Below are 24,635 nucleotides of genomic sequence, written 5' to 3' on the forward strand. Positions count from 1 at the left end.
GGGGCCCCCGGGTTAAGTAAACTTATCGCTTCCCCGACGGTCTGTATCCCCATGATGACGCCAGCACCGCCCGCACCCGCCCCTTCGCCCGCCCATCCGCTGCAGCCCGCTTTCGCCGCGCTCCGGGCCGATCTCTCCCGCAGCATCATCGGCCAGCCGCACCTGGTGGAATGCCTGCTGATAGCCCTGCTTGCCGATGGCCACCTGCTGGTGGAAGGCGCGCCGGGCCTGGCCAAGACCACGGCGATCAAGGCGCTGGCCCAGCGCATCGATGCGGATTTCCACCGTGTGCAATTCACGCCGGACCTCCTGCCTGCCGACCTTACCGGCACCGACATCTTCCGGCCCCAGGCCGGCACCTTCGAGTTCGAGCGCGGTCCGCTGTTCCACAACATCGTGCTGGCTGATGAAATCAACCGCGCGCCGGCCAAGGTGCAGTCCGCCCTGCTCGAGGCCATGGCCGAGCGGCAGATCACCATCGGCCGCCGCACCTGGCCGTTGCCGGATCTTTTCATGGTGATGGCCACGCAGAACCCGATCGAGCAGGAGGGCACGTTTTCGCTGCCCGAGGCGCAGCTCGACCGCTTCACCATGCACGTAACCATCGGTTATCCCGATGCCGAAGCGGAGCTGGCCATCCTGCGCCTGGCGCGCGAGCAGGCACGGCAGTCGATGCGTGCGCCGGTGGCGGTGAAGCCGATGCTCACGCCGGCGGACGTCTTCGCCGCGCGCGACGCGGTGCTGAACGTGCATGTCTCGCCCGCGCTCGAAAACTACCTGGCCCAGCTGGTGCTGGCCTCGCGCGACGCCGGCCGCTACGGCCCGGAGCTTGCGCGCTGGATCGCCTGGGGCGCCAGTCCGCGGGCCTCGATTGCGCTCGACCGTTGCGCGCGTGCACGTGCCTGGCTTGCCGGGCGCGATTACGCGCTTCCCGAAGATGTCCACGCCGTGGCCCATGAAGTACTTCGCCACCGCATCCTGCCCAGCTACGAAGCCGAGGCCGAGGGCATCCGCCCCGACCGCATCATCGACCGCCTGCTGGACCTCGTGCCGTTGCCGTGAACGCCGCCATCGACGCCAGCATCGATGGCGACGGTCGCACCCGCGTCAGCCTTGCCGAACTGATCGCCCTGCGTGCCCGCGTGGCGCGCGTCAAGCTGACGCCGAACCGCGTGCATACGGCCAGCCACGGGCAGCAGTCCAGCCGCCTGCACGGACGCGGCATGGATTACGCCGAATCGCGTGCCTATCAGCCGGGCGACGATGTGCGCCGGCTCGACTGGCGCCTGACCGCGCGCAGCGGACGCCTGCATACCAAGCTGTTCGAGGAAGAGCGCGAGGGGAGGCTGCTGGTGGTGGTGGACACCAATGCCGGCATGCGATTTGGCACGCGCGCGCGATTCAAGTCGGTGCAGGCCGCGCGTGCGGCGGCGCTGGCCACCTGGTACGCGATGCGGGGTGGTGACAAGGTCGGCCTGATCGCCTTCGGCGGCCAACGCGGCCAATTGCGCGCGCAGGGCGGCCAACGCGGCGCACTGGCCATCGCCGGCGCATTGGCGCGCTGGGATGCCGAAGGTCCCGTTCATGCAGACGAAACCCTCGCTGCCGCCCTGCAACGTACCGGCCGCGCCGCGCATGGCGCCCGGCGCGTGCTGGTGGTGACCGACGGCTTCAGTTGCGACGATGCCACGCGCGGCGGCCTGCTGGGTGTGGCCCGTCGCGCCGAAGTGCTTTTGCTGGGCGTGTCCGATGCGTTGGAGCTGCACGTTCCGCCCGCCGGGCGTTACCCGTTCGCGCACAACGGCGAGCGTTTTGAAGTGGAGCTCCGTGGCGAAGCCCAGCGCGAGGCCTTTGGCCGGGCGATGGGCGAGGGCCATCGCCGCCTGCAATCGCTGGCCACGGAACTTGGCCTGCGCCATCGCATCATCGATACCGCCGCCGATCCACTCGATGGCATCGCCCAGCTGCTGGGCAAAGGTGGCCCGCGATGACCCAGCCCGCTTTGCAGCTGCGCGACATCCACCTGCCACCGCCACCGGGGTGGTGGCCGCTGGCACCCGGCTGGTGGCTCCTGATCGTCATAAGCCTGCTGCTGCTTGGCGTGGCGGCCTGGTGGTGGCGCCGGCGCGTGCTGCAACGTCGCCGACAGGCCATGGTGTTGGCCGAACTCGATGCCGCGCGCCATCGTTACAGCGACGATGGCGACCTGGCTGCCTACGCGCGTGAAGTGTCCCAGCTGCTGCGCCGTGTTGCCCGCCGGCATGATGCCGGTCTTGTGGCCCAGCAGGGCAGTGCCTGGTCCGCGTCGCTGCAGGCCCTGGCGCCGAATGTCGATGTGATGCCACTGGCAGGCCTGGAGACAGCCTTGTACCGACCCTCGGCCACGCTCGATATCGATGCCGTTCATCGCAGCGCAGGCGCCTGGCTGCGCGTGGCACTGCCCATGCGCCGGAGGCACCGTGCCTGAGCTGCATCTGCCCTTGCTCGCGTGGCCCTGGATCGCCGTCGTTTTGCCGTTGCCGTGGCTGCTGCGCTGGTGGCTGCGTCCGGAATCACCGGGACAGGCGCTCAAGCTGCCGCAGCCGGGCCTGTCGCTGGCCAACGTCGTCGGCGGCCGCTCGCCGCGCGGATCATGGATCCTGCTGGGACTGGCCTGGCTATGCCTGGTAGGTGCAGCGGTGCGCCCGCAGTGGCTCGGGCCACCCCAGGCACAGGAACACAGTGGTCGAGCCATGATGCTTGCGGTGGATCTTTCAGGGTCGATGGCGCAGGAAGACATGGTGCTGGCCGGCCAGCCCGTCAGCCGTTTCTCAGCCGTGAAGGCGATCGCCGGCGATTTCATCTCGCGGCGTGCGGGCGACGAACTGGGCTTGATCCTGTTCGGATCGCAGGCCTATCTGGTCACCCCGCTCACCTACGACCTGGATGCCGTGCACGCACAGCTGGCCGGATCCGCCGTGGGCCTGGCCGGTCGCGAGACAGCCATCGGCGATGCGATCGGCGTGGGCGTCAAGCGGCTGGCATCGTTGCCCGCCCAGGCGCGCGTGATGGTGTTGCTGACCGACGGCGTGAACAACACCGGTGCGATCGAACCCCTTGATGCGGCGCGCGCGGCGAAGGCCGCCGGCGTGCGTATCTACACCATCGGCATCGGCGCCGACCGCATGACCGTCCCAGGCTTCTTCGGTTCCAGCGTGGTCAACCCGTCGGCCGACCTCGACGTCGGCATGCTCACTTCCATCGCCAACGACACCGGCGGCCGCTTCTTCCGCGCCACCGACACCAGCGCCCTGGCCGATGCGTATCGCAGCATCGATGCACTCGAACCGATGCCGCACCAGGGCCAGCCGCTGCGTCCGCATATCGAGTTGTTCCGCTGGCCCCTGGCGGCAAGCCTTGCGCTGATGTTGCTGGCGTCGCTGTCGCGGATGTTCCGGCCCAGGGCAACGGCATGAGCGCGCTTAACGCCTTCCATTTCATCCAGCCCGCATGGCTATGGTTGTTGCTGGCCGTGCCGGTGGGCGCGTGGTTGCTTTCGCGACGTGGCGGCACGCCGCGCGTGTTCGACGGCCTGGTCGATTCGCCCTTGCTGCCGTTCCTGATGGAAGGCAAGCCCGCGCGGCAGAGACTGCCCCTGGCCCTGGGCATACTTGCTGCGGTGCTGGCGATCGTTGCCATGGCAGGCCCCTCGTGGGATCGCCAGCTGCAGCCGTTGTTCGCCGACCGTGCCGCCCAGATGGTGGCGGTGTCGATGTCCTCGCACATGCAATCGCACGACCTGGTCCCCGACCGTGCCAGCCGCGCCCGCTACAAAGTGCGCGACCTCTTCGAAGCCAACCGCGATGGCCTGAACGGCCTGGTGGCGTATGCCGGGGATGCCTTCCTGGTGGCGCCGCTCACATCCGACGCGCACAGCACGGATGAACTGCTCAATGCGCTGGCCCCCGATGCGATGCCGGTGGATGGCAACGATGCGGCACGTGCGATCGACATGGGCGCCGATGCCATCGCGCATGCGGCCAGCCGCGGCGGTTCGCTGGTGCTGGTGACCGATGACGCCGACAAGAACGCCATCGCCGCCGCGGCCCGCGCCCGTGCCCGTGGCATCCGCGTTTCCGTGCTGGGCATAGGTACCATCCGCGGCGGACCGATCGCCGCGCCCGACGGCGGCTTCATCAAGGATGCCGGCGGCAATGTAGTGATGGCAGCGCGTAACGACGCTGCCCTGTCGGCGTTGGCCAGCGCCGGTGGCGGTATCTTCGTGCCGATGGACGAAGGCCATCGGGACATCGACGCCTTGCGCGGCATGCTGGTGTCGGACCCTTCCCAGGCGAAGGCGGGGAAGGCCGAGTCGTCCGATTGGCAGGACCGAGGCCCATGGTTCGTCCTGGCCCTGCTGCCGTTGTTTGCGTTGATGTTTCGCCGGGGCTGGCTATTGGCTGCGATCCTGGCAGTGATGCCGATGGTCGCGCCCAGGGCCCATGCCGACGACATTTTCCATAATCGCAACCAGCGCGCCGCCGCGGCGCTGGCCGCCGGTGACGCGTCGAAGGCCCGTGAACTGGCAACGGATCCGAACCTCGCCGCTGCGGCGGCGTACAAGGAAAACGACTACGGCGCGGCTGCCGACGCCTACGCAAAACTTCCCGGGAGCGATGCGGCCTATAACCTTGGCAACGCGCTGGCCAAGGCGGGCAAATATCCCGAGGCCATCGCGGCCTACGACCGCGCCCTGAAGCTGCAGCCCAATCATGCCGATGCCGCCGCCAACCGCAAGGCGGTCGAAGCCTTCATGAAACAGCAGGACAAACAACAGCAGCAGAAGTCGAAGGACACCCAGCAGGGCAAGGATGGCGACGACAAGAAAAAGGGGGAGGGTGGCAAGGGCAAGGACAAACAAGGCGGCAAGCAGGACAGCGGCGGCGGACAGAAGTCTCCCGGGCAGGGCCAGGGTGAAGATTCCCCCTCGCAGGGCCAGGGCACCGGTGAATCCAATGGCAAGGCGCCACCCTCCCATCCGGAGCAGGGCGATGCCGGCAAGGATGGCAAGGACACCACCGGCAAGCTCGACAAGGAAAACGAAGCCCGCCAGGACGCCCAGGCCAAAGCCGCTCAGCAGGCCCTGAAAGAGCAGATGGACCGCGCCATGGCCGGCAAGGCCAAGGCGGCCAAGGGCAACGGCAGCCACGACCTGGGTCTGCAGGCCGACGATGCCGACGGCAGCAAAAACCTGCCCCCGGCCATGCGCCAGGCCCTGCAGCGTGTACCTGACGATCCCGGCGGCCTGTTGCGCCGGAAATTCATGCTCGACTACCAGCGCCGCCAGGGCGTGCAACCGGACGATGAACCATGACCACGGCGCGCCGCTTGGTTTTCCTGCTCGCCTTCGCCTTGCTGCCCACGGCGGCGCTGGCGCAGGTAACAGCGCGCGCGAGCCTTGACCGCACCCAGGCGCGTATGGGTGAAACAGTGGCGCTCACCATCACCGTCGATGGGTTGCAGCAGGCAGCGCCACCTGATCTGTCGCCGCTGTCGGGCGATTTCACCGTGCTGGGCAGTTCCACCAACAGCAGCCTGTCGATCATCAACGGCCAGCGCACCCTGCGTACCGAGTTCGGCGTGGCGCTTCGGCCGAATCATCCGGGCACGATCACCATCCCCGCGCTCGACGTTGCCGGGCAGCGCACCTCGCCACTGAGCCTGCATGTCGACACTGCCAGCGCGGCCGCACCGTCGGCGCGGCAAGGGCCGGTGTTACTGGAGGCTGCCGCCGACACCGACCATGCCATCGTCGGCCAGGCCATTTCCTATACGGTAAGGCTGCTCTACGCGCTGGACCTGGCCGACGGTTCGCTGGGAGACCCGCAGACGGCCGGTTTGTCGATGCGCCGCGTCGGCAACGACAGCAACTACCAGGCGCAGCGCAACGGCACGACCTACCGCGTGCTCGAGCGGCACTATGTGGTGTTTGCACAACACGCCGGCAAGCTCACCATCCCGCCGGTGAGTTTCCAGGGCGAGGCGCTCGACCAGCGCGGCCAGGATCCTTTCTTCGCCGGTACCTCACCGGTCTCGGCGGTGTCCAACAGCGTCGAAGTCGAGGTCGATCCTGTTCCCGACGCCGGTGCGAAAGGCACCTGGCTTCCCGCTTCCGCCCTCACCCTGAAGCTCGATGGCCTGCCAGCCGATGGAAAGGCGCACGTGGGCACGCCGTTGACACTGAACCTCACGCTGGAGGCGACGGGTCTTCCCTTTGAAGTCCTGCCTTCCCTGAGCCTTCCGGCGCTCGACGGTGCCGATGTGTATCCGGACAAGGCCAGTACGGGTACCCGCGACGATGGCACCAGCCTCATCGGGCGCCGCTCGCAGGCCTTTGCCGTGGTGCCCACCCGCGCCGGCACGTTGTCGATCCCGGAGATCACCCTGCACTGGTGGAATACGCGCAAGCGCGCGATGGAAACGGCCAGCGTGCCTGCGGCCCGCATCGAGGTGTCAGGCGCGCCTGGTGCGCCGGTACCTGCGACGGGGTCCTCCACCGGTGCCGTCGCGGCGGCACCGGGCGTGGCGGCCGCATCCGACGGGCGCGCACCGGCTGCCGCGCCGTTGGCCGGCCGCGATACGATCAGCGCGGTATCCCGCTGGAAGGCGATCACCGCCGCACTGGCGCTGGTATGGCTGGTTACCCTGGTGCTTGCTGCATGGCTGTGGCGGCGGCGTGGCCGTACCCCGCGCGCCGGGCGCCTGGACACCGGACCCGCGATGGCAGGTCACAAGGGCTTCCTCGCCGCCGTCACTGCTGGCGACGCAGCGGGCATCGGGCAGGCCTTGCTGCGATGGGCGCGGGAAACGCGGCCGTCGGTGCGCAACCTGGGCGAGCTGTCCGTGGCGCTGGGGTCAAAGCCCCAGCGCGAGGCCATCGAAGGCTTGCAGCGGGCGCGTTTTGCCCCGGGAGAGGTAACCCTTGATGCCCAGGCGTTGCGCCATGCTTTCGAATCGGGTTTTGCCTGGGCGCGGCGTGTCGCTCCCGTGCATGATGAGCTTCCCCCGCTCTATCCCGATGATGGCTAGGGCCGTGCCCTCAGGTCACCAGGGCGTGGCGCAGGGCGCTCGCCGTTTCAGCGTTGTAACAGCACAGCGTGATGGACAGTTCACGCGCCAGGGTGGCGCGAATCACCGCCACCGCCACGGCGGAAGCGGCGGCAATGGGGTATCCATAGACGCCGCAGCTGATGGCCGGAAAGGCGATGGAGGTCAGCTCCAGCCCGGTGGCAACCCGTACGGCATGGCGATAGCAGGCAGCAAGCTCCGCGGCCTCGCCCTGGTTGCCGCCCCGCCAGATGGGCCCCACTGTGTGAATGACATACCGGGCGGGCAACTCAAATCCCGGCGTCAGCCGGACTTCCCCCACCGGGCATCGCACGCCGGGCGAGACTTCCGGCAGCGCCCGGCAAGCCTCCAGCAGGCGCGGGCCGGCGGCACGGTGGATGGCGCCGTCCACGCCACCGCCACCCAGCAGTGCCGGTGCGGCGGCGTTGACGATGGCATCCACTTCCAGCCGTGTAATGTCGGCTTCGACCACTTCGATCCACACGGCGCACCCCTTTGACCGTTATCGCAAGTTCATGCGAACTATACTCAACCCAACGTACAGAGTAAGCAGCCGGCCATGGACATCAAGAACGAAGACATCTCCTTCGGATACCTGATCAACGATGTGACCTTGCTGTTCCGCAAGCACTTCGATCGGCGGGCCATCCGTTTCGGCCTGACCCGCGCGCAGTGGCGTGCATTGAAGGTGCTGCACCGGCGCCCTGGCCTGCGGCAGACTGAACTTGCCGAGTTCCTGGAAATGGAACCCATCGCCGTTGGGCGGGTGATCGACCGCCTGCAGGCGGCTGGCTTCGTCGAGCGACGGGCCGATCCGGCCGACCGTCGCTGCTGGCGCCTCTACGATACGGATCAATCGCGCGGCGTGATCGACGACATGGAAGACATCGCCCGCAGCATTCGCCGCGACGCTACCAATGGCATTTCGCGCGAGGAATTGGAGCAGGCAATGGCCACGCTCGAACGCATGAAGGAAAATTTACAATCGCTGGAAGGTGCTGCGTCAACGGTTTAGCGCAGCTAATCGCGATTAAAAACCGGGTCAGGACGATTGGCAGGGCCCAACGGCACCAGAACGCTGGCACAATCCGCGGGCTCACGGGAAGCTAAGTTGAATTTCCCGTAATTCCATGAGGTTGGCATGTCGAAGAAGTCCTGGATCAAAGTTGTCGCTCTTATTGCCGTGGTCGCCGCCGCGTGGATCGGCGTGCGTGCATGGCATGGCGATGGCAAGGACGTAAAGACGGCCACCAGGGGCACCCAGGCAGTACCGGTGAAGGTCGCCCGTGCCACGAAGGGCGACGTCGACCTCGGCATCCGCGTGATCGGTCGCGCCGAGGCGTACTCCACGGTCACCATGCGCGCGCGCGTGGACGGCCAGTTGCAGGCGCTGCACTACACACCCGGCAGCAAGGTGAAGCAGGGCGATGTCATCGCCCAGATCGACCCCTCGCTGCTGCAGGCGCAGCTGGCCCAGGCCAGCGGCAATGTCGCGCGCGACCGGGCGCAGCTGGTCAAGGCGCGCGCGGACAATGCCCGCTACACCGAGATGGTGACCAAGGGCTACGTTTCCCGCGCCGACTACGACACCTTCAAGGCCAACCTGGGTGTCGCCGAGGCCGCGCTGCAAAGCGACCTCGCCGCCGAGCAACTGGCACGCACGCAGCTGGCTTACGCGCGCATCATAGCACCCTTCGATGCCGTGGCCGGCCAACCGCTGGCGTATCCCGGCGCTACCATCCAGGCCAACGTCACCGACCTGGTCGTGTTGAACCAGGTGAGCCCCATCCGCATCACCTTCAACATTCCCGAAGACAGCTTGCCGGCGGTACGTGCCGCGCTCGACCGTGGGCCAGTTACGGTGACCGCGAAGATTGCCGGCGATACCGCAGCACTCACCGGCGAGCTTGAATTCATCGACAACACCGTCACCACCACCACCAGCACGATCCTGCTCAAGGGACGCTTCGACAACGCCGATGGCCGGCTCACGCCGGGTCAGTACGCCGATGTATCGCTGCCCACCACGCGCATCGCCGGCGCCGTGTCGGTGCCGGTGGTGGCGCTGCAATCGAACAGCAATGGATCGTTCGTGTTCGTGGTGGGGCCGGACAACAAAGTCAGGCAAACGCCTGTTACCCCGGGTCCCACCTTCACCGACCGCGTGGTGATCGACAAGGGCCTGCAGGAAGGGCAGTCGGTGGTGACCGAAGGCCAGCTGTTGCTGGTCGACGGCAGCACGGTGAAGGCACAGGGGACCTGACACCATGGCGCTGAACATCCCGGAGATGTGCATCCGCCGGCCGGTGATGACCACCTTGCTGATGGCGGCCCTGGTGATCTTCGGCATCGTCGCGTATCCGAAGCTGCCGGTGAACGAGCTTCCCAACGTCGACTTCCCCACCATCAGCATCAGCGCCAGCCTGCCCGGCGCGTCGCCCGAGACCATGGCGTCCTCGGTGGCTACCCCCATCGAAGCGAAGCTGTCGACCATCGCTGGCATCGACCAGATGAGCTCGACCAGTGCGCTTGGCACGACCTCCATCACGGTCAGTTTCAAGCTCGATCGGAACATCGACGCCGCCGCGCAGGATGTCCAGTCCGCCATCGCCGCCGCGCAGCGCCAGTTGCCGCAGGAGATGCCCACGCCGCCCACCTATCGCAAGGTGAACCCGGCCGATGCCTCCATCCTTAACCTGGTGATGAGTTCGACCACCCTGCCGCTGTCCACAGTAGACGACTACGCCGAAACCGAGCTTGCCCAGCAGCTGTCGATGCTCGACGGCGTGGCCCAGGTGAACGTGTACGGCTCGCAGAAATACGCCGTGCGCGTGAGCGTGGACCCTGATCGCCTGGCTGCCACCGGCATCGGCATCGACCAGCTGCAGACGGCGATCGCCAATGCCAATGTGAACAAGGCCACCGGTTCGCTCAACGGCCAGCGCCAGTTGCTGTCGATCCGTTCCGACGGCCAGTTGATGAAGGCAGGGCCCTACAACGACATCGTAGTCGCTTACCGCAACGGCGCGCCCGTGCGCCTGAAGGACCTTGCCACCGCCAAGGACAGCGTGCAGAACGACCAGGTGGCCGCCTGGTACAACGGTGAGCGCGCCATCGTGCTGGCGATCCAGCGCCAGCCCGGTGCCAACACGGTGGAAACAGTGGACCGCATCAAGGCCACCTTGCCGGGCTTCCGAGCCACCTTGCCCCCGTCGGTCAAACTGGATGTGCTCTACGATCGCTCCGAATCGATCCGCAATTCCGTGCACGACGTGCAGTTCACCCTGATCCTGGCCGGCGTGCTGGTGGTACTGGTGATCTACCTGTTCCTGGGCAATGCGTCAGCCACCCTGATCCCGGCCATCGCCCTGCCGATCTCGGTGATCGGCACCTTCGGCGTGATGTTCGCCCTCGGATACAGCCTGGACAATCTTTCCCTGCTGGCGTTGACCTTGGCCGTGGGTTTCGTCGTGGACGATGCCATCGTGATGCTGGAGAACATCATCCGGCATATCGAGGCCGGCGAGCAGCCTTTCGAAGCCTCGGTGAGGGGCTCCAACGAGATTGGTTTCACCATCATCTCGATGACGCTATCGCTGATCGCCGTGTTCATCCCGGTGATGTTCATGGGGGGCATCATCGGCCGCCTGTTCCATGAATTCGCCGTCACCATCTCGGTGGCGATCCTGATTTCAGGCGTGGTGTCGGTCACCCTCACGCCCCTGCTTTGCAGCCGGTTCCTAAAGCACGACCACGATGCGAAGCCTGCATGGATCGTACGCATGTTCGACCGCGGGTTCAGTGCGGTCAGCCACGGCTACGGGACCAGCCTGGCATGGGCCATGGCGCGCCCACGGCTGGTGATGACGGGGTTTGTACTGAGCCTGCTGGCCACTGGGCTGTTGTTCTACGTGGTGCCGAAGGATTTCATCCCGGCCGGTGACACCGGCCAGCTTCGCGTCACCGTTGAAGGCCCGACGGACATTTCCTTCGCCGCCATGGCTGCACGGCAGCAGGAGATCGCCGAACTCACCGGCAACGACCCGAACATCGACTCGTACATGTCGTCGGTGGGGGCCGGCGGCTCGCGCGCCACGGCCAATAACGGTTCGCTGTTCCTGCGCCTGAAGGATGCTGGCCAGCGCGACCTGGGTGTGGACGACCTGATCCAGTCGCTGCGCAAGAAATACGCTGCCATCCCCGGTATCCGCACATATATCCAGAACCCGCCGGCGATCCAGATCGGCGGCCGCCAGTCGAAGGCGCAATACCAGTACACGCTGCAATCGACGGAACTTCAGTCGCTGTACGACTGGTCGGGCAAGGTGCTCAACGCTTTCGAGGGCCTGCCGGGCTTTCAGGACGTCACCACCGATCTCGACCTCAACAGCCCATCGATGAACGTGGTGGTGGACCGCGACAAACTGGCCACCCTGGGCCTGACCATGAACCAGGTGCAGACGGCGCTGGGCAGCGCTTTCGGCGCCAACCAGATTTCCACCATCTACGGCGCGGCCACCCAGTACTGGGTGATCATGGAAGTGGAGCGGCGCATGCAGAGCGACACCAGCGTGCTGTCGAGGATATATGTCACCAGCGACGCAGGCGCGCTGGTGCCGCTCGATACCGTGGCGCATTTTGAACGCAAGCCTGAAGCGCTCACGGTGAACCACCAGGGCCAGCTGCCGGCGGTAACGGTGTCGTTCAATCTCGCCCCCGGTGTTTCCTTGAGTGAAGCGGTGGGCAGCATCAACGGCGCAATGAACAAGATGGGACTGCCGGCCACCATCAACGGCAGCATCCAGGGCACGGCGCAGGCCTTCCAGGATTCGATGAAGGGCATGGGCCTGCTGCTGTTGCTGGCGGTGTTCGTGATCTACCTGGTGCTGGGCATCCTGTACGAGAGTTTCATCCATCCGCTGACCATTCTCTCCGGCCTGCCGGCCGCGGCGGTGGGTGCGCTGCTGACACTGGAAATCTTCAACGCCACGCTCGATCTTTTCGCCTTCGTCGGCATCGTGATGCTGGTGGGTATCGTCAAGAAGAACGCGATCATGATGATCGACTTCGCCCTGGAACGTCAGCGCCATGGCGATATCACGCCGTCGCAGGCGATCTACGAGGCCTGCCAGGTGCGTTTCCGCCCGATCATGATGACCACCATGTCGGCTTTCGCAGGCACCCTGCCCATCGCCCTGGGCCTGGGCGCCGGTGCATCCACGCGTCGCCCGCTGGGCCTGGCCGTGGTCGGTGGCCTGCTGGTGTCGCAGGTACTCACCCTGTACCTGACGCCGGTGGTCTACGTGTACATGTCGCGTGCCGCCGAGGCGATGGGGCGGCGGAAGAAGAAAGAGAAGGTGGGACCGCCGGCTGAGGCATAAGCAAGACCATCGGATCGTGTTCAAACGGTTCCTGGCTTGGCATGATGTTGCACGCCCGATGCGGCGATGCCCGGTCGGCAGGTTGGCTGGATGGTTCATCCGCACCATCCGCCGGCTGTGCATCAAACCAGCTGCACGTCCATGGTGGCCAGGATGTCCTTGTCCACCACCACGTTGATGCCGGTGATGCGGCCGTTCTCGATGACAAAATCGAACACGGTGAAGATGTTGCCGTCCGGCGCGTAGGCTGCGCTGTAGGCGTTATCCACCAGCGCCACCTGGGCCGCGCGCGCGCGTCCATGGAACACGTCCGCCACCTGGTGGGCACCCCGTATCTCGCGCGCGATCTTTGGTGCCCCCGACGGGGCAGCCAGCGAGGCGGCTACGGCAGCGGCATCGGCGCGGAGCACCACCTCAGGATCCAGCAGTGACAGCAACGCGCCGAAGTCGCCTTCGCGCGAGGCCTTCAGGAAAGCCTCGACGATGGCACGCCGTACTTCGCTGGTGCCTGCGCGCCGCGTACCCAGGCCCTGCACGCGGCGACGTCCGCGGCTGGCCAACTGCCGTGCAGCATCGGGAGAACGACCGACGATCACCGCGATGTCCTCGAAGTTCACGCCGAACATGTCGTGCAACACGTAGGCCAGGCGCTCCGATGGCGCCAGCGTGTCCAGCACGACCAACATCGCCGGGCCAATCGCATCGGCCAGCATCGCCTGGTGTTCCGGATCCGCGCCGCGATCGTGGTTCGGCAGCTGGGCATCGTCGCCTTCGTCCAGCGTGTCTTCAGCTCGCGCCCGCCGTGCTCGCAGCGTATCCAGGCAGATGCGGCTCACCACCGTGGTAAGCCATGCGCGCAGGTTGTCCACTGCTTCACCCTGTCGTCCCAGCCGGAACCAGGCTTCCTGTACGGCGTCTTCGGCTTCGCTCGCCGAGCCCAGCATGCGGTAAGCCACTGCGTTCAGGTGGCTGCGCTGGGCATCGAAAGCCCGGGCCAGGATGTCGTCGTTGTTCATCGGTCACGTTTTCCTTCGTCGGTTCGTCTACCTGTCAGACGTACCCCACAACACACATGTGACGAGGAAATACCATGAAAGCACGCATGACGAATCCGGCGCTGGTCATCCCCGAGGCCAGGGAGGCGCTGATGGCGCTGAAGAAAACAACCGAAGGGCAGGGCGTTGCCGAGGCCACGCTGGACCTAGTGGAACTGCGCGCCAGCCAGCTCAACGGCTGCAGCGCCTGCGTGGACATGCACTGGCGGATGGCCCGCAAGAAAGGCGAAACGGACGAGCGCCTGTTTTCGGTGGCCGCCTGGCGCGAGGCGCCGTTCTTTTCCGAAAGCGAACGCGCGGCGTTGGCCCTGGCCGAGTCGATGACCCGCCTGGCCGATCAATCCGATGCCGTCCCGGATCATGTCTGGGACGGCATCACCGCGCACTACGACGAAAAGGCCCGCGCCGCGTTGATCGTGGCCATCGCCAATATCAACGTGTGGAACCGGCTGAACGTCGCGGTACGCCAGCCGGTCATGTCCTGGGGCTAGTCGTGCGCCCCATCCTTGGCGAAGGCACCCGGCGCTGAACCGAAGTCACCCTTCGCCTGGGCGGCCATGTAAGCGAACGTGGCATACACCGCCACGTTCTGCGCCAGTTCCTTCGGATCGATCTTGTCCAGGGTGTCGTTGGCGTTGTGGTGGAAGTCGAAATAAGTGGTGCCGTCCTGGGTGAGCGACAGTGCGGCCATGCCCTTGCCGTGCATCTGCGAGAGGTCCGAACCGCCACCGCCGGGCTTGTTTGCATCGTAGGCTACGCCGATCGGCTCGAGCACCTTGGCGATCTGCTCGATGGCGCCGCGGGCTTCGGGCTTCACGCTGGCGGTCATGCGCCACACCGGACCTGAGCCGAAGTCCGATTCGGTACCCAGCTGGAACTTCGCCACTTCGCCGGCATGTTTGTCGGCGTAGGCGCGGCCGCCCCACAGGCCCATTTCCTCGTTGGCGAAGGCGATCACACGGATGGTGCGGTCCGGACGCTGGGGCATGTCGTGGATCAACTTGGCCGCGGCCATGGCAATGGCCACACCTGCGCCGTCGTCGATCGCGCCGGTGCCCAGGTCCCATGAATCCAGGTGGCCGCCGATGGCCACCACTTCGTTGGGGTGCTTCTTGCCGGTGATCTCACCGATCACGTTGGCGCCGGTGTACGTGCCCTTGAAGCCGACATCGAGGTCGAGCTTGATTTGAAGCGGCTTGCCCAGCGCCAGCAGGCGATCGAGCTGGTCGGCATCGGGCAGCGACAGCGCAGCGGCGGGGATGGCCTTGGCCGGATCGGTGAAACCGGTCACGCCCGTATGCGGCGTGCGGCTATGGGTATCGGTACCGGCCGAACGGACCAGGGTCGCGGCCGCGCCCTTGGAGGCGGCGATCACCGGGCCTTGCGTGCGCTGCGGCGAGCCGATGCCGTAGTCGTGGCCGTCCTTCTGGCGGGTCATCTTCGCATCGAGGAAAACGATCTTGCCCTTGATGGTCGCCGGATCGGCATCCTTCAGCGCCTGCAGGGTGGGAAACGCCACGACCTCGGCGGTGAGGCCGCCCGCGGGTGTGCCGGCGGAATAACCCAGCGCGGTCAGCGCAAGATTCTGCGCATGTTCGCCAACGATGGCAGCATGTTCGGAATGACGCTCCCACAGTGGGAAGGTCACGGGTTCCACGTATACCTTGTCGAAGCCCAGTGCCTTGAACTTGGCCACGGCCCAGTCACGGCCGCGCTGGTCCGCCGGGGAACCTGCCAGGCGCTCGCCCACTTCCGTGGTAAGCGAAGACACCACGTTATAGGCGGTATCGTCGGCCATGGCCTTGTCGCGCAGGGTGGTCGCCGCAGCAACGGCGTCGGCGGGAATGGTGGTGGGACTGGCGGCAAAGGCGCCGCTGGCGAAGACCAGGCCCGCAGCCAGGGCGGTAAGGCGAAAATGGCGACGCATCGATATTCCCCGTCAGGTGAAACCTCGATTATGCCGCCATCGGAGCCAGGTCGCGGCCGTGACCTATGGCAGTTCCTGTTGCCTCTTGAGCAGGTCGCGGATCTCGGTCAACAGCACCTGGTCGGCGGTGGGCGGAGCCACCGCTTCCTCGTGGCGTGTAAGCCGGTTGATCAACTTGACCACCATGAAGATCGCCAGTGCGACGATCGCGAACTGGATGATCACGTTGATGAACACACCGTACTGCACTGCCACTTCGGCGGTCTTGGCGGCGGCGTTCGCCGGCTGCAGTACCCATTTGTAGCTGGAAAAATCGATGCCACCGATGAGGTAGCCGATCGGCGGCATGATGATGTTGTCCACCAGCGAGGTGACGATCTTGCCGAACGCGGCACCGATCACCACACCCACGGCCAGGTCAATCACATTTCCGCGCAGGGCGAATTTCTTGAATTCGGCGGCGAAGCTCATCGATGTCTCCTCGGGAGGCAAAAGGGATGGTGTCGAACACGAAGCTTAAGGACCGGCATGTGGTAATAGTGCAAAACGCCTCAGGTGATGCGACCTTCCAGTGAAACGATGTTACCCAGCGTAGCTTCAAAGCGATCGCCACGCTGCAGGGCGGCGACACCGGCGGGTGTGCCGGTGTAGATGAGGTCGCCGGCCTTCAGCTCGTACAGCTTCGACAACGCGGCGATGATCTCAGGTACCGAATGCACCATGTCACCCAGGGTAGCCGACTGGCGCTTTTCACCATTGACGAACAACGTGATGGGCGTGTCGCCGTTCACATGGGCGCGATCAGCCAGCACCAGCTTCGATATCGGCGCGGAGTGATCAAACCCCTTGGCGGTATCCCACGGCGCGCCCTTGGCCTTGGCGGCAGCTTGCAGGTCGCGGCGGGTCAGGTCCAGGCCGATGGCATAACCGTAGACCAGTGCCTGGGCGTCGACAGGATCGATATTGCTTCCGCCGTCCTTCAGCGCCACCACCATCTCCACCTCGTGATGCAGGTCGGACGTCGCCAGGGGGTAGGGTACGTCCGCGCCATCGGTCACCAGGGCATCGGCAGGCTTGGCGAAGAACATCGGGCTGGCCTTGTCCACGCTGCCGCCCATCTCCTTCGCGTGCTCAGCGTAGTTCCGGCCAATGCAGAAGACGCGGCGAACCGGGAAGCGCAGGGGCAGGCCGTCGATGGCGACGGACGGGATCGGGGGAACGGGCAATGCATAGTTCATGTGATGTGAAGTACTTCAGCCATGGGGGACGATGCATCGTGCGCGGGGGTGCCGGGGCTGTCAAACCTGTCGTGACAGGTTCATCCTCCGGAGCAAATACCTGCCTAGGCATAGATGTGCCAGGTCGTGTTTTTACCCGCCCCGCCCCGTATCCTGCCGGGCGGAGTGTGTTCGAAGGGGCATCCGCATAAATGACAGCTGTCATCGAAGGCGGTTGATCGGGCGCCATTACCCGGGCGCCGGCCATCGGCCAAGCTAGGCAACATCGCCAGCACCCACGGCGCCGTGCGTGGCATGCCCACGCGGATCTAAAGGGAAAGGGAAAGGGATGAGCAACGCGGAACTCTTGAAGCAGCTGCGCATCGACCACGCCCAGCGTGAGGTGCATGGCGGTGGGAACGGATGGAAGATAGCCATCATCGTCGGCGTGGTCGTGCTGGTGCTGGCCATCGGCGCCGCTGTCGCCTGGTGGCTGCTGGGCAGCAAGGCGTTGCCCGTGCAGACGGCCCAGGCCACGGCACCGACGTCGCAATCGGGCGCCGGCTCCGTGCTTCAGGCCACCGGTTACATCACCGCGCGCCGCCAGGCCACGGTGTCGGCGCAGATCACCGGCACCCTAACCGACGTGCTGATCGAGGAAGGCGACCGGGTGAAGAAGGGCCAGGTACTTGCCCGCCTGGATGACAATGGCTACCGCGCCGCCCTCGATGCCGCCAAGGCCAGCGCCCAGGCGAGCCGCGCCCAGGCGGTCCAGGTCTTGACCCAGCTCGAACAGGCGCGCCGCGATGTCGTCCGCGCCGATGCCCTGGCGACGCGTGGCCTGGTGTCGAAACAGTCCGCCGAACAGCAGCGTGCCACCACCGATGCCCTGGTGGCCCAGTTGCATTCGGCCCAGCGCCAGGCGGATTCGGCGCAGGCGCAGGTGAACGTGGCCCAGGTGAACTACGACTACACCGTGGTGCGCGCGCCCTTCGACGGCGTGATCACCGACAAGGCGGCGCAGGTGGGTGAAATCGTTTCGCCGCTATCGGCCGGTGGCGGCTTTACCCGCACGGGCGTGGGCACCATCGTCGACATGGATTCGCTCGAGATCGATGTGGATGTCAACGAGGCCTATATCGGCCGCGTCAAGCCCGACATGGCGGCCGAGGCCATCCTGGATGCCTACCCCGACTGGAAAATCCCCGCCCACGTGATCGCCATCGTCCCTGCCGCCGACCGCGGCAAGGCCACGGTGAAGGTGCGCGTGGCACTGGAAACAAAGGACGAACGCATTGTCCCCGACATGGGCGTGCGCGTGTCCTTCCTGAATGCGCGTCCCGTGCAGACCGCCGCACCCAAGGGCGTGCTGGTGCCGGCCAAGGCGATCGTGCAGCGCGATGGCCACGACGTGGTGTTCGTGGTGGCCGATGACCGCGCGCACCAGCACGCGGTGACACCCGCCACGCAGAGTTATGGCGAGCTTCGCCTGCTGCCCTCGGCGGTGAATGCCGGGGACACCGTGGTGGTGTCGCCAGCAGACGAACTTCACGACGGCGCCGCTGTGACGCCTGCGAAAACGCCCTGAACCGCGACATCCATTCAACCAACGCTTTACCTTGCCGGTACGTAAGCCGGCGCACCGATCGGGAGAGGACCATGGGTACGCTTATCGACATCCGCGACGTCAGCAAAGTGTATGAGCGCGGCAAGCAGAAAGTGGAAGTACTGCACGGCGTCGACCTTGCCATCGAGCAGGGTGATTTCCTCGCGCTGATGGGCCCGTCGGGCTCGGGCAAGACCACCCTGCTGAACCTCATCGGTGGCCTGGATTCGCCCACCGGTGGCAGCCTCACGGTAGGCGGCCAGCGCATCGACCAACTCGGCGGCGGCGCCCTGGCACGCTGGCGCGCGCAGCACGTGGGATTTGTATTCCAGTTCTACAACCTGATGCCGATGCTCTCGGCACAGCGCAACGTGGAACTGCCTTTGCTGTTGACCAAGCTTTCGTCGTCGCAGCGCAAGCAGAACGCCGCCGTTGCGCTGAAGCTGGTGGGACTGGAAGACCGTTCCTCGCACAAGCCCAGCGAATTGTCCGGCGGCCAGCAACAGCGCGTGGCCATTGCCCGGGCGATTGTTTCCGATCCCACCTTGCTGGTGTGCGACGAACCCACGGGCGACCTGGACCGACAATCGGCCGAGGAAGTGCTGGGCCTGCTGCGCGAGCTCAATCGCGAGCACGGCAAGACCATCGTGATGGTCACCCACGACCCCAAGGCCGCCGAGGCTGCCAATCACATCCTGCACCTGGACAAGGGCACCCTGGTCGAACAGGCAACTGCCTAAAAGGAGCCGGTCATGAAATACCTGCACCTGGTATGGGCGGCGCTTTTCCGGCGCAAGACCCGCACCATTCTTACCCTGGTTTCCATCATCACCGCGTTCGTGTTGTTCGGCATGCTCGATGCCGTGCGCACTTCGTTCAACCAGGCCGGGCAAAGCGCCAACGGCGCGCAGCGCCTGCAGACGGGTTCGAAGCTGTCGTTCATCCAGACCTTGCCCTCATCGCTCGAAGCGCAGATTACCCAGGTGCCCGGGGTGAAGATGGTGACCTACGCCAACTGGTTCGGCGGGGCCTATCAGGATCCACACAACCAGGTTTTCAGTTTCGCGGTGGATGACAATTACATCGACCTCTATCCCGAGATAGAAGTGAGCGCCGCTGAGCGCAAGGCCTTCCACGACACGCGTACCGGTGTGCTGGTGGGCGAAAAGCTGGCCAAGCATTTCGGCTGGAAGGTCGGCGACAAGATCCCGATGCAGTCCACCATCTTCCCCAACAGGCAGGGCGACAAGAACTGGACTTTCGATGTCGTCGGCATCCTGCATTCGAAGGACAAGAAAGCCGGTGGCTTCTTCGATGCCATGATGTTGCTGCACTGGAAGTACTTCGATGAGACCACGCCGTACAACCGCGGCGCCGTCGGCTGGTATGTCACCCGCGTCACCGATGTTAACCAGGCCGACCGGGTGGCCAAGGCCATCGACGCGATCTCGGCCAACTCCGATCACGAAACCCGTACGCAAACCGAACAGGCCGCCACCGCCAGCTGGATGAAGCAGCTGGCCGACATCGGCCTGATCGTGGGATCCATCATGGGCGCGGTGTTCTTCACCCTGCTGCTGCTGTCAGGCAACACGATGATGCAGGCGGTGCGTGAGCGCACGAACGAACTGGCGGTGCTCAAGACCATCGGTTTTTCCAACGGCAGCGTGCTGGGCATGGTGCTGGCCGAATCGATCCTGCTGGTGTTGCTTGGTGGCGTGATCGGGCTCGGCCTGGTGACCGTACTGGTGCCGATACTGGTGGCCGGCAGTGGCGGCATGCTGAACCTGCCCGGCGTGGGCGCCAACACATGGGCGATGGGCCTGGGATTGATGCTGGCGATCGGTGTGCTGGTGGGCCTGCTGCCCGCCTTGCGCGCCATGCGCCTGAATATCGTCGATGCGCTGGCCGGACGCTAGGAGAACCACATGCGATTCCTGATCAATCTTGGTTTGCTCGTTCTATTGGCTGCTTTCATCGCTGTCTGGATCGTCCTGCCCTGGTGGGGCGCCGTCGTCCTGGCGGTGGCGGTGGCGGTATGGATGCTGTTCACCCGCCGCGGCAGGCAGGCCGCTTCGGTCACTGCGGTGGGTATCAGTACGCTGCGCCAGCGCCTGGGCTCGGCTTCGGTCATCGTCATCGGCATCGCCGGCGTGGTGGGCGTGCTGGTGGCGCTGCTGGCCATGGGCGAAGGTTACAGCCAGACCCTGCGCAAGACTGGCAGCAACGACACCGCCATCGTCATGCGCGGATCCTCGGCGTCGGAAGTGATGTCGGTGCTCGACCACGACAGTGTCGTGCTGATCCCCCAGGCGGAAGGCATAGCGCAGGACGCCAAGGGCAAGCCGCTGGCCTCGCCCGAGATCGTCGTGGCGGCGAACCTGCCCATCAAGGGCAGCACTACGGACGACGAAGGCAGCGTGCAGTTGCGTGGCGTGGGTGAACAGGTCTGGGCCGTTCGCCCGGAAGTGAAGATCATCCAAGGGCGCAACTTCAAACCGGGCATGCGCGAACTGATTGTTGGCAAGGGCGCGGCGAAGCAGTTCGCCGGAATGATCCCTGGCCACGAGATCCGCCTGGGCAGCCAGGTCTGGACGGTGGTGGGCGTGTTCGCAGCCGACAATGCGATGGATTCGGAACTGTGGGGAGATGCCAGCGTCGTTGCCGACACCTACCGTCGCGGCAGCAGCCGTGCATCGGTCACGGTAAAGCTTGCCGACCCGTCGAAATTCGCCGCGTTCAAATCGTCGCTGGAAGGTAACCCGCAGCTGAAAGTGGATGTAGATACCACCCTGGACTATTTCAGCAAGCAATCCGAGGGCACGGCCAAGGTGATTCGCTGGATGGGTATCACGGTGGGCCTGATCATGGCCATCGGCGCCATGTTCGGCGCGCTCAATACCATGTTCGCCGCCGTGGCCGCCCGTGCACGGGAAATCGCCACCTTGCGCGCCATCGGCTTCCGCGGCCTGCCGGTGGTGGTGGCGATCATGCTCGAGACCATGTTGCTTGCATTGATCGGTGGGATCATCGGCGGGGTGCTGGCGTGGGCGATCTTCAACGGATATAGCGCATCGACACTTGCCGCGGGTACCGTCGGGCAATTGAGCTTCGAGTTGAAGGTCACCGGCGCACTGTTATGGACGGGCATCAAGTGGGCACTGGCGATCGGCTTCATCGGTGGCCTGTTCCCCGCAGTGCGCGCGGCACGGTTGCCGGTGACGACGGCCTTGCGCGAGTTGTAGGCATGCGTTGACCCGACGACAGGCCATCCACGTCGTTCGACGGGATAAGTCGTCGTCCCGAACGGGAGGCTCGACGACATGTCTGTCGTTGTTCCAGGGGCAGTCTGGTGGGGCGCAATGATGCGCCCCACTTTCCCTGGAGAAATTCATGCGATCGATCCACCTTTTCTGCCTGACCGCAGGCATGCTGTCGATGGCCGGTGCATCTTCAAGCCTCGCCGGGCCCGTCGATCCGGACGTGCAGCTACCGGTACGCGTAGCCAACATCGAGGAAGCGTCGCAGAGGCTCAACGGATGGCTGGCACCAGGCCACTCGCCGTCGATGGTTGTCTCGCGCCCGGGCGCCACGTTCCTCCGCCTGCATTTTTCAACGGCCTATATTCCCGATGGCGCATGGGTGGAACTGACCAATGCGTCCGGTGAGGTAGTGGATCGATTCGATGCCGACGACGTAGCCTCGGGGAGCACCGGGGAGGGCTACTATGCCGCGTCTGTGGAAGGCGACACGACGACCGTCACCATGCGCCACGACGGTAGTAATGCCGGTCGCGCATTCTCCCTGGTCGTGGATAGCGTCGATGTCGGTTTCGCCAGCATCACTTCGCGAGCGGTCATCGGCGCCGACCAGCGTGAGCGGCCCGCGTGCGTGCTGGCCACCGATGCAACCATGTATCGCCGCTCGCAGGCAGTCGCGCGGGTGTATGGCTTCGGTTATGTGGGCACGGCATGGCGGGTGGGTGCGGAGAACCGCATGCTGACCAACCACCATGTCATCGGCAACCACCAGAACCCGGCCGATTTCGAACTCTGGTTTGGCCATGAGCACGCCGTGTGCGGCGGCAGCAACGCTACGACAGCGGGCACGAAGGTGCGTGGCGGGGAGCGTCTGGTGGGGGATGCAGGACGCGATTTCCAGTTGTTCGCGCTCAACGCCCAGGAATTTTCCTCAGGCAAGGTCGCAAGGTACGGCTACCTCGGCCTGGACGTCACCCCGCTGGCGGTGGGCCAGCCCATCTACATTCCGCAACACGGCGGCGGACGTCCGAAGCAAATTGCCCGTATGGACGATGCCGGTCGCTCCTGCAGCATTGCGTCGAGCGCGGGCAACATGAGGCGGTATGCATGCGACACCGAGGGCGGCAGTTCAGGTTCCCCTGTTATCGATCGCCAAAGCCATCGCGCGCGCGTCCTGCACAATTCGAGTGATGGCGGCCTTAACCAGGGCAATGCCATCGAGGTGATCTGGCCATCCATCCGGCCTTACTTCGCCAACGGGCAGGTGCCCTCCAGCAGCCAGTAACGATAGCGCCCTGGGGCAGATGGTTGGTCTACCGTCCCGGGGCATCATCGTTGGCTGTCCGGTTAACGCGCCCGCAGCAGGGTGATGATGCCCACACCGACCAGGATGATCGCCATGCCGGCCAGGTCGAACGGGCCCACGGTTTCGCCCGCCAGCAATACACCGAACAGCACCGCCACGGGCGGATTCACATAGGCGTAGCTGGTAGCCACGGCCGGGCGCACCGTCTTCAGTACATAGAGGTAGGCGCTGAAGGCGATGATGGATCCGAAAACCACCAGGTAGGCCAGCGCCATCGTTGCGCGCGCCGTGGGATGGGCCGGCATGCGTTCGCCAAGCGAAAGCGCGAAGATGATCAGCGCGACACTGGCGCAGGTCATTTGCGCGGCGGTGTTCATTGGTCCTGATGGCATGTCCTGCCGCTTGCTCCAGACCGAACCAAAAGCCCACGCGCTGGCTGCAAAAATCAGGGCGAAGGCGCCGATACGCGAGCTCGACAGGCCGGAGCCCAGGTTGAGCACGAGTACGCCGATGAAACCCACGGCAAGTCCCAGCGTCTCGCGCCGTGTCGGCCATTGCCCATACATGCCTGAATACACCGCGGCGAACAGCGGCATGCTGGCCACGGCTACTGCAGCGATCCCTGAGCTCACGCTGCCTTCGGCGAAACACACCAGGCCGTTGCCCATGCCCAGCAACAGCACGCCGGTAACGGCTGCATTGCGCCACTGCCGCGCCGTGGGCAGCGCCGCGCCGCGCACCACCAGGACGGTCAACAAACCCAGTCCGGCGATGAGGAAGCGGATGCCCGACAGAAGGAACGGCGGATAGCTTTCCAGCGCGAAGCGGATGGCAAGGTAGGTGGATCCCCAGATCACATACAGCGCGAGCATCGCCAGGGGTACCAGCCACGGGCGGGCCGGCACGGGCTGGCCCGTGGTGGCAACGACATCGTGCGGGGCGTGGACGCTGACGCGGGTATCCATGTCGGGCTCTTTAGACAATTCGAACAGCCACGATAGCGATGACAGGCACGCCGCAGTAGCGCGGCGAATGCGCGGCAGCCATCAATCTGGTTCAAGGCACGGCGGACGCCATGCCGGGGTATCAGCCGTTGCGCAGTACCACGTACTCGCCTTCGAGCACGTTTGCCGGACGCTGGGTACGTGCCGCTTGCGGCTGGCGGGAGAGTTTCCAGTGGCGCACGGCCATCAACACGCTGCCACCGACAACTAACACGCCCAGCACCACCACACCGAAGACCATCAGCACACCAACCACGGCCAGGCCCGCAAGTACGGACAGCGCGCGGACGAGCGGGTGGCGGGACCGGCGGATGGGCGGGAAGTTGAAGCGCATCGTTAAAAATCCGTATGGCACAATGATGGGTTCATTGAACTGTAACCTTGGGGCCAAATGCCCCGCGAGGCAAGTGCCATGGTTAGTATTTCCCCCGGGCAAACCCTGTGCCTGCTCGAGGATATCCCCGACGGCGGCGCCATCGCCGCGGACGCTGTCCTGGCCGACGGTGAGGACTCCATCATCGTGCTGCGCGAAGGCGGGCACGTGCGCGCCTATCTCAATGTCTGCCCGCATGCGGGACGTCGGCTGGACTGGGCGCCAGGGCAGTTCCTGGTCAAGTCCGGTGTGTTGGTGTGCGCCGCGCATGGCGCGAGTTTCGCCACGGCCAGCGGCTTGTGCACCATGGGGCCGTGCCGCGGCGAACACCTGCGGCCGGTGGAAGTGCATGTAAGTAACCAGGCGGTGGTGCTGGGGCGCGGCGCGGATGCTTCTTGA

23 protein-coding genes are annotated in these 24,635 nt (G+C 65.4%); 16 read left to right on the forward strand and 7 right to left on the reverse strand.

What is annotated here, in order from left to right; translation table 11 throughout:
• Positions 1 to 54: 54 nt before the first annotated feature.
• Genes VGM61_RS14175 through VGM61_RS14200 form a run of 6 tightly spaced genes read left to right on the forward strand, consistent with a single transcriptional unit; the run spans position 55 to position 7,068 of the window.
• The gene (locus VGM61_RS14175; protein ID WP_414694881.1) at positions 55 to 1,062 is read left to right on the forward strand and encodes an AAA family ATPase; all 1,008 of its coding nucleotides are present in this window, start codon (positions 55 to 57) and stop codon (positions 1,060 to 1,062) included.
• Positions 1,059 to 1,991 carry a DUF58 domain-containing protein gene (locus VGM61_RS14180; RefSeq protein WP_331523479.1) on the forward strand — a complete coding sequence of 311 codons (933 nt, stop codon included), beginning with the start codon at positions 1,059 to 1,061 and terminating at the stop codon, positions 1,989 to 1,991. The genes VGM61_RS14175 and VGM61_RS14180 overlap by 4 nt, the downstream gene beginning before the upstream one ends.
• On the forward strand, positions 1,988 to 2,467 hold the full coding sequence (locus VGM61_RS14185; protein ID WP_331523480.1) for a DUF4381 family protein: 480 nt from the start codon (positions 1,988 to 1,990) through the stop codon (positions 2,465 to 2,467). Before VGM61_RS14180 ends, VGM61_RS14185 begins: the two co-directional genes overlap by 4 nt.
• Positions 2,468 to 2,474: 7 nt before the next feature.
• A complete protein-coding gene (locus tag VGM61_RS14190; RefSeq protein WP_331523508.1) occupies positions 2,475 to 3,455 on the forward strand; it encodes a VWA domain-containing protein in 981 nt (326 codons plus the stop codon).
• The gene (locus tag VGM61_RS14195; protein ID WP_331523481.1) at positions 3,452 to 5,353 is read left to right on the forward strand and encodes a tetratricopeptide repeat protein; all 1,902 of its coding nucleotides are present in this window, start codon (positions 3,452 to 3,454) and stop codon (positions 5,351 to 5,353) included. Before VGM61_RS14190 ends, VGM61_RS14195 begins: the two co-directional genes overlap by 4 nt.
• Positions 5,350 to 7,068 carry a BatD family protein gene (locus tag VGM61_RS14200; protein WP_331523482.1) on the forward strand — a complete coding sequence of 573 codons (1,719 nt, stop codon included), beginning with the start codon at positions 5,350 to 5,352 and terminating at the stop codon, positions 7,066 to 7,068. Before VGM61_RS14195 ends, VGM61_RS14200 begins: the two co-directional genes overlap by 4 nt.
• A 10-nt stretch (positions 7,069 to 7,078) precedes the next feature.
• Here the strand turns inward: VGM61_RS14200 and VGM61_RS14205 are convergent, their stop codons facing one another.
• On the reverse strand, positions 7,079 to 7,591 hold the full coding sequence (locus VGM61_RS14205; protein WP_331523483.1) for an O-acetyl-ADP-ribose deacetylase: 513 nt from the start codon (positions 7,589 to 7,591) through the stop codon (positions 7,079 to 7,081).
• Between the two features lie 75 nt (positions 7,592 to 7,666).
• On the opposite strand from VGM61_RS14205, the gene VGM61_RS14210 reads away from it, so the two are divergent.
• The 3 genes from VGM61_RS14210 to VGM61_RS14220 all read left to right on the forward strand — a co-directional run bounded on the left by VGM61_RS14210 (position 7,667) and on the right by VGM61_RS14220 (position 12,488).
• On the forward strand, positions 7,667 to 8,122 hold the full coding sequence (locus VGM61_RS14210; RefSeq protein WP_331523484.1) for a MarR family transcriptional regulator: 456 nt from the start codon (positions 7,667 to 7,669) through the stop codon (positions 8,120 to 8,122).
• A gap of 126 nt (positions 8,123 to 8,248) precedes the next feature.
• Positions 8,249 to 9,370 carry an efflux RND transporter periplasmic adaptor subunit gene (locus VGM61_RS14215; RefSeq protein ID WP_331523485.1) on the forward strand — a complete coding sequence of 374 codons (1,122 nt, stop codon included), beginning with the start codon at positions 8,249 to 8,251 and terminating at the stop codon, positions 9,368 to 9,370.
• A gap of 10 nt (positions 9,371 to 9,380) precedes the next feature.
• Complete coding sequence (locus VGM61_RS14220) at positions 9,381 to 12,488, forward strand: efflux RND transporter permease subunit (RefSeq protein WP_414694882.1); 3,108 nt, start codon at positions 9,381 to 9,383, stop codon at positions 12,486 to 12,488.
• 122 nt (positions 12,489 to 12,610) lie between these two features.
• Here the strand turns inward: VGM61_RS14220 and VGM61_RS14225 are convergent, their stop codons facing one another.
• Positions 12,611 to 13,504 carry a sigma-70 family RNA polymerase sigma factor gene (locus tag VGM61_RS14225; protein ID WP_331523487.1) on the reverse strand — a complete coding sequence of 298 codons (894 nt, stop codon included), beginning with the start codon at positions 13,502 to 13,504 and terminating at the stop codon, positions 12,611 to 12,613.
• A gap of 74 nt (positions 13,505 to 13,578) precedes the next feature.
• Between VGM61_RS14225 and VGM61_RS14230 the strand changes: the two genes are divergently transcribed.
• Positions 13,579 to 14,034 (forward strand): carboxymuconolactone decarboxylase family protein, encoded by a 456-nt coding sequence (locus VGM61_RS14230; RefSeq protein ID WP_331523488.1) that lies wholly within the window; start codon positions 13,579 to 13,581, stop codon positions 14,032 to 14,034.
• Here VGM61_RS14230 and VGM61_RS14235 read toward each other — a convergent pair.
• From VGM61_RS14235 to VGM61_RS14245, 3 genes are all read right to left on the reverse strand, one after another.
• Entirely contained in the window at positions 14,031 to 15,470 is a 1,440-nt protein-coding gene (locus tag VGM61_RS14235) for a M20/M25/M40 family metallo-hydrolase (RefSeq protein WP_331523489.1), read from the reverse strand. The genes VGM61_RS14230 and VGM61_RS14235 overlap by 4 nt on opposite strands.
• Before the next feature lie 63 nt (positions 15,471 to 15,533).
• On the reverse strand, positions 15,534 to 15,941 hold the full coding sequence (mscL, locus tag VGM61_RS14240; RefSeq protein WP_331523490.1) for a large-conductance mechanosensitive channel protein MscL: 408 nt from the start codon (positions 15,939 to 15,941) through the stop codon (positions 15,534 to 15,536).
• An 80-nt stretch (positions 15,942 to 16,021) separates the two neighbouring features.
• Positions 16,022 to 16,708 (reverse strand): fumarylacetoacetate hydrolase family protein, encoded by a 687-nt coding sequence (locus VGM61_RS14245; RefSeq protein WP_331523491.1) that lies wholly within the window; start codon positions 16,706 to 16,708, stop codon positions 16,022 to 16,024.
• 328 nt (positions 16,709 to 17,036) lie between these two features.
• On the opposite strand from VGM61_RS14245, the gene VGM61_RS14250 reads away from it, so the two are divergent.
• The 5 genes from VGM61_RS14250 to VGM61_RS14270 all read left to right on the forward strand — a co-directional run bounded on the left by VGM61_RS14250 (position 17,037) and on the right by VGM61_RS14270 (position 22,838).
• Complete coding sequence (locus tag VGM61_RS14250) at positions 17,037 to 18,275, forward strand: efflux RND transporter periplasmic adaptor subunit (RefSeq protein ID WP_331523492.1); 1,239 nt, start codon at positions 17,037 to 17,039, stop codon at positions 18,273 to 18,275.
• A gap of 71 nt (positions 18,276 to 18,346) precedes the next feature.
• Positions 18,347 to 19,033 (forward strand): ABC transporter ATP-binding protein, encoded by a 687-nt coding sequence (locus VGM61_RS14255; RefSeq protein ID WP_331523493.1) that lies wholly within the window; start codon positions 18,347 to 18,349, stop codon positions 19,031 to 19,033.
• Between the two features lie 12 nt (positions 19,034 to 19,045).
• Positions 19,046 to 20,212: an ABC transporter permease gene (locus VGM61_RS14260; RefSeq protein ID WP_331523494.1), complete on the forward strand. Its 1,167-nt coding sequence runs from the start codon at positions 19,046 to 19,048 to the stop codon at positions 20,210 to 20,212.
• A gap of 9 nt (positions 20,213 to 20,221) precedes the next feature.
• On the forward strand, positions 20,222 to 21,538 hold the full coding sequence (locus VGM61_RS14265) for an ABC transporter permease (protein WP_331523495.1): 1,317 nt from the start codon (positions 20,222 to 20,224) through the stop codon (positions 21,536 to 21,538).
• A 148-nt stretch (positions 21,539 to 21,686) separates the two neighbouring features.
• Positions 21,687 to 22,838: a serine protease gene (locus tag VGM61_RS14270; protein WP_331523496.1), complete on the forward strand. Its 1,152-nt coding sequence runs from the start codon at positions 21,687 to 21,689 to the stop codon at positions 22,836 to 22,838.
• A gap of 62 nt (positions 22,839 to 22,900) precedes the next feature.
• Here VGM61_RS14270 and yedA read toward each other — a convergent pair whose 3' ends face one another.
• On the reverse strand, positions 22,901 to 23,824 hold the full coding sequence (gene yedA / locus VGM61_RS14275; protein ID WP_331523497.1) for a drug/metabolite exporter YedA: 924 nt from the start codon (positions 23,822 to 23,824) through the stop codon (positions 22,901 to 22,903).
• A gap of 121 nt (positions 23,825 to 23,945) precedes the next feature.
• A complete protein-coding gene (locus VGM61_RS14280; RefSeq protein ID WP_331523498.1) occupies positions 23,946 to 24,197 on the reverse strand; it encodes a hypothetical protein in 252 nt (83 codons plus the stop codon).
• Between the two features lie 78 nt (positions 24,198 to 24,275).
• On the opposite strand from VGM61_RS14280, the gene VGM61_RS14285 reads away from it, so the two are divergent.
• Positions 24,276 to 24,635 carry a Rieske (2Fe-2S) protein gene (locus VGM61_RS14285; protein WP_331523499.1) on the forward strand — a complete coding sequence of 120 codons (360 nt, stop codon included), beginning with the start codon at positions 24,276 to 24,278 and terminating at the stop codon, positions 24,633 to 24,635.

This window comes from Pinirhizobacter sp., assembly GCF_036499745.1.
In the GTDB taxonomy this organism is placed as follows: domain Bacteria; phylum Pseudomonadota; class Gammaproteobacteria; order Xanthomonadales; family Rhodanobacteraceae; genus Pinirhizobacter.

Excerpts from the sequence above, each read along its gene's own strand:
- VGM61_RS14175 (WP_414694881.1), top strand. The coding sequence starts at position 55 with ATGACGCCAGCACCGCCCGCACCCGCCCCTTCGCCCGCCCATCCGCTG.
- mscL (WP_331523490.1), bottom strand. The coding sequence starts at position 15,941 with ATGAGCTTCGCCGCCGAATTCAAGAAATTCGCCCTGCGCGGAAATGTG.
- VGM61_RS14235 (WP_331523489.1), bottom strand. The coding sequence starts at position 15,470 with ATGCGTCGCCATTTTCGCCTTACCGCCCTGGCTGCGGGCCTGGTCTTC.
- VGM61_RS14195 (WP_331523481.1), top strand. The coding sequence starts at position 3,452 with ATGAGCGCGCTTAACGCCTTCCATTTCATCCAGCCCGCATGGCTATGG.
- VGM61_RS14225 (WP_331523487.1), bottom strand. The coding sequence starts at position 13,504 with ATGAACAACGACGACATCCTGGCCCGGGCTTTCGATGCCCAGCGCAGC.
- VGM61_RS14210 (WP_331523484.1), top strand. The coding sequence starts at position 7,667 with ATGGACATCAAGAACGAAGACATCTCCTTCGGATACCTGATCAACGAT.
- VGM61_RS14215 (WP_331523485.1), top strand. The coding sequence starts at position 8,249 with ATGTCGAAGAAGTCCTGGATCAAAGTTGTCGCTCTTATTGCCGTGGTC.
- VGM61_RS14285 (WP_331523499.1), top strand. The coding sequence starts at position 24,276 with ATGGTTAGTATTTCCCCCGGGCAAACCCTGTGCCTGCTCGAGGATATC.
- VGM61_RS14280 (WP_331523498.1), bottom strand. The coding sequence starts at position 24,197 with ATGCGCTTCAACTTCCCGCCCATCCGCCGGTCCCGCCACCCGCTCGTC.
- VGM61_RS14260 (WP_331523494.1), top strand. The coding sequence starts at position 19,046 with ATGAAATACCTGCACCTGGTATGGGCGGCGCTTTTCCGGCGCAAGACC.
- VGM61_RS14230 (WP_331523488.1), top strand. The coding sequence starts at position 13,579 with ATGAAAGCACGCATGACGAATCCGGCGCTGGTCATCCCCGAGGCCAGG.
- VGM61_RS14185 (WP_331523480.1), top strand. The coding sequence starts at position 1,988 with ATGACCCAGCCCGCTTTGCAGCTGCGCGACATCCACCTGCCACCGCCA.
- VGM61_RS14265 (WP_331523495.1), top strand. The coding sequence starts at position 20,222 with ATGCGATTCCTGATCAATCTTGGTTTGCTCGTTCTATTGGCTGCTTTC.
- VGM61_RS14250 (WP_331523492.1), top strand. The coding sequence starts at position 17,037 with ATGAGCAACGCGGAACTCTTGAAGCAGCTGCGCATCGACCACGCCCAG.
- yedA (WP_331523497.1), bottom strand. The coding sequence starts at position 23,824 with ATGGATACCCGCGTCAGCGTCCACGCCCCGCACGATGTCGTTGCCACC.
- VGM61_RS14200 (WP_331523482.1), top strand. The coding sequence starts at position 5,350 with ATGACCACGGCGCGCCGCTTGGTTTTCCTGCTCGCCTTCGCCTTGCTG.
- VGM61_RS14245 (WP_331523491.1), bottom strand. The coding sequence starts at position 16,708 with ATGAACTATGCATTGCCCGTTCCCCCGATCCCGTCCGTCGCCATCGAC.
- VGM61_RS14255 (WP_331523493.1), top strand. The coding sequence starts at position 18,347 with ATGGGTACGCTTATCGACATCCGCGACGTCAGCAAAGTGTATGAGCGC.
- VGM61_RS14270 (WP_331523496.1), top strand. The coding sequence starts at position 21,687 with ATGCGATCGATCCACCTTTTCTGCCTGACCGCAGGCATGCTGTCGATG.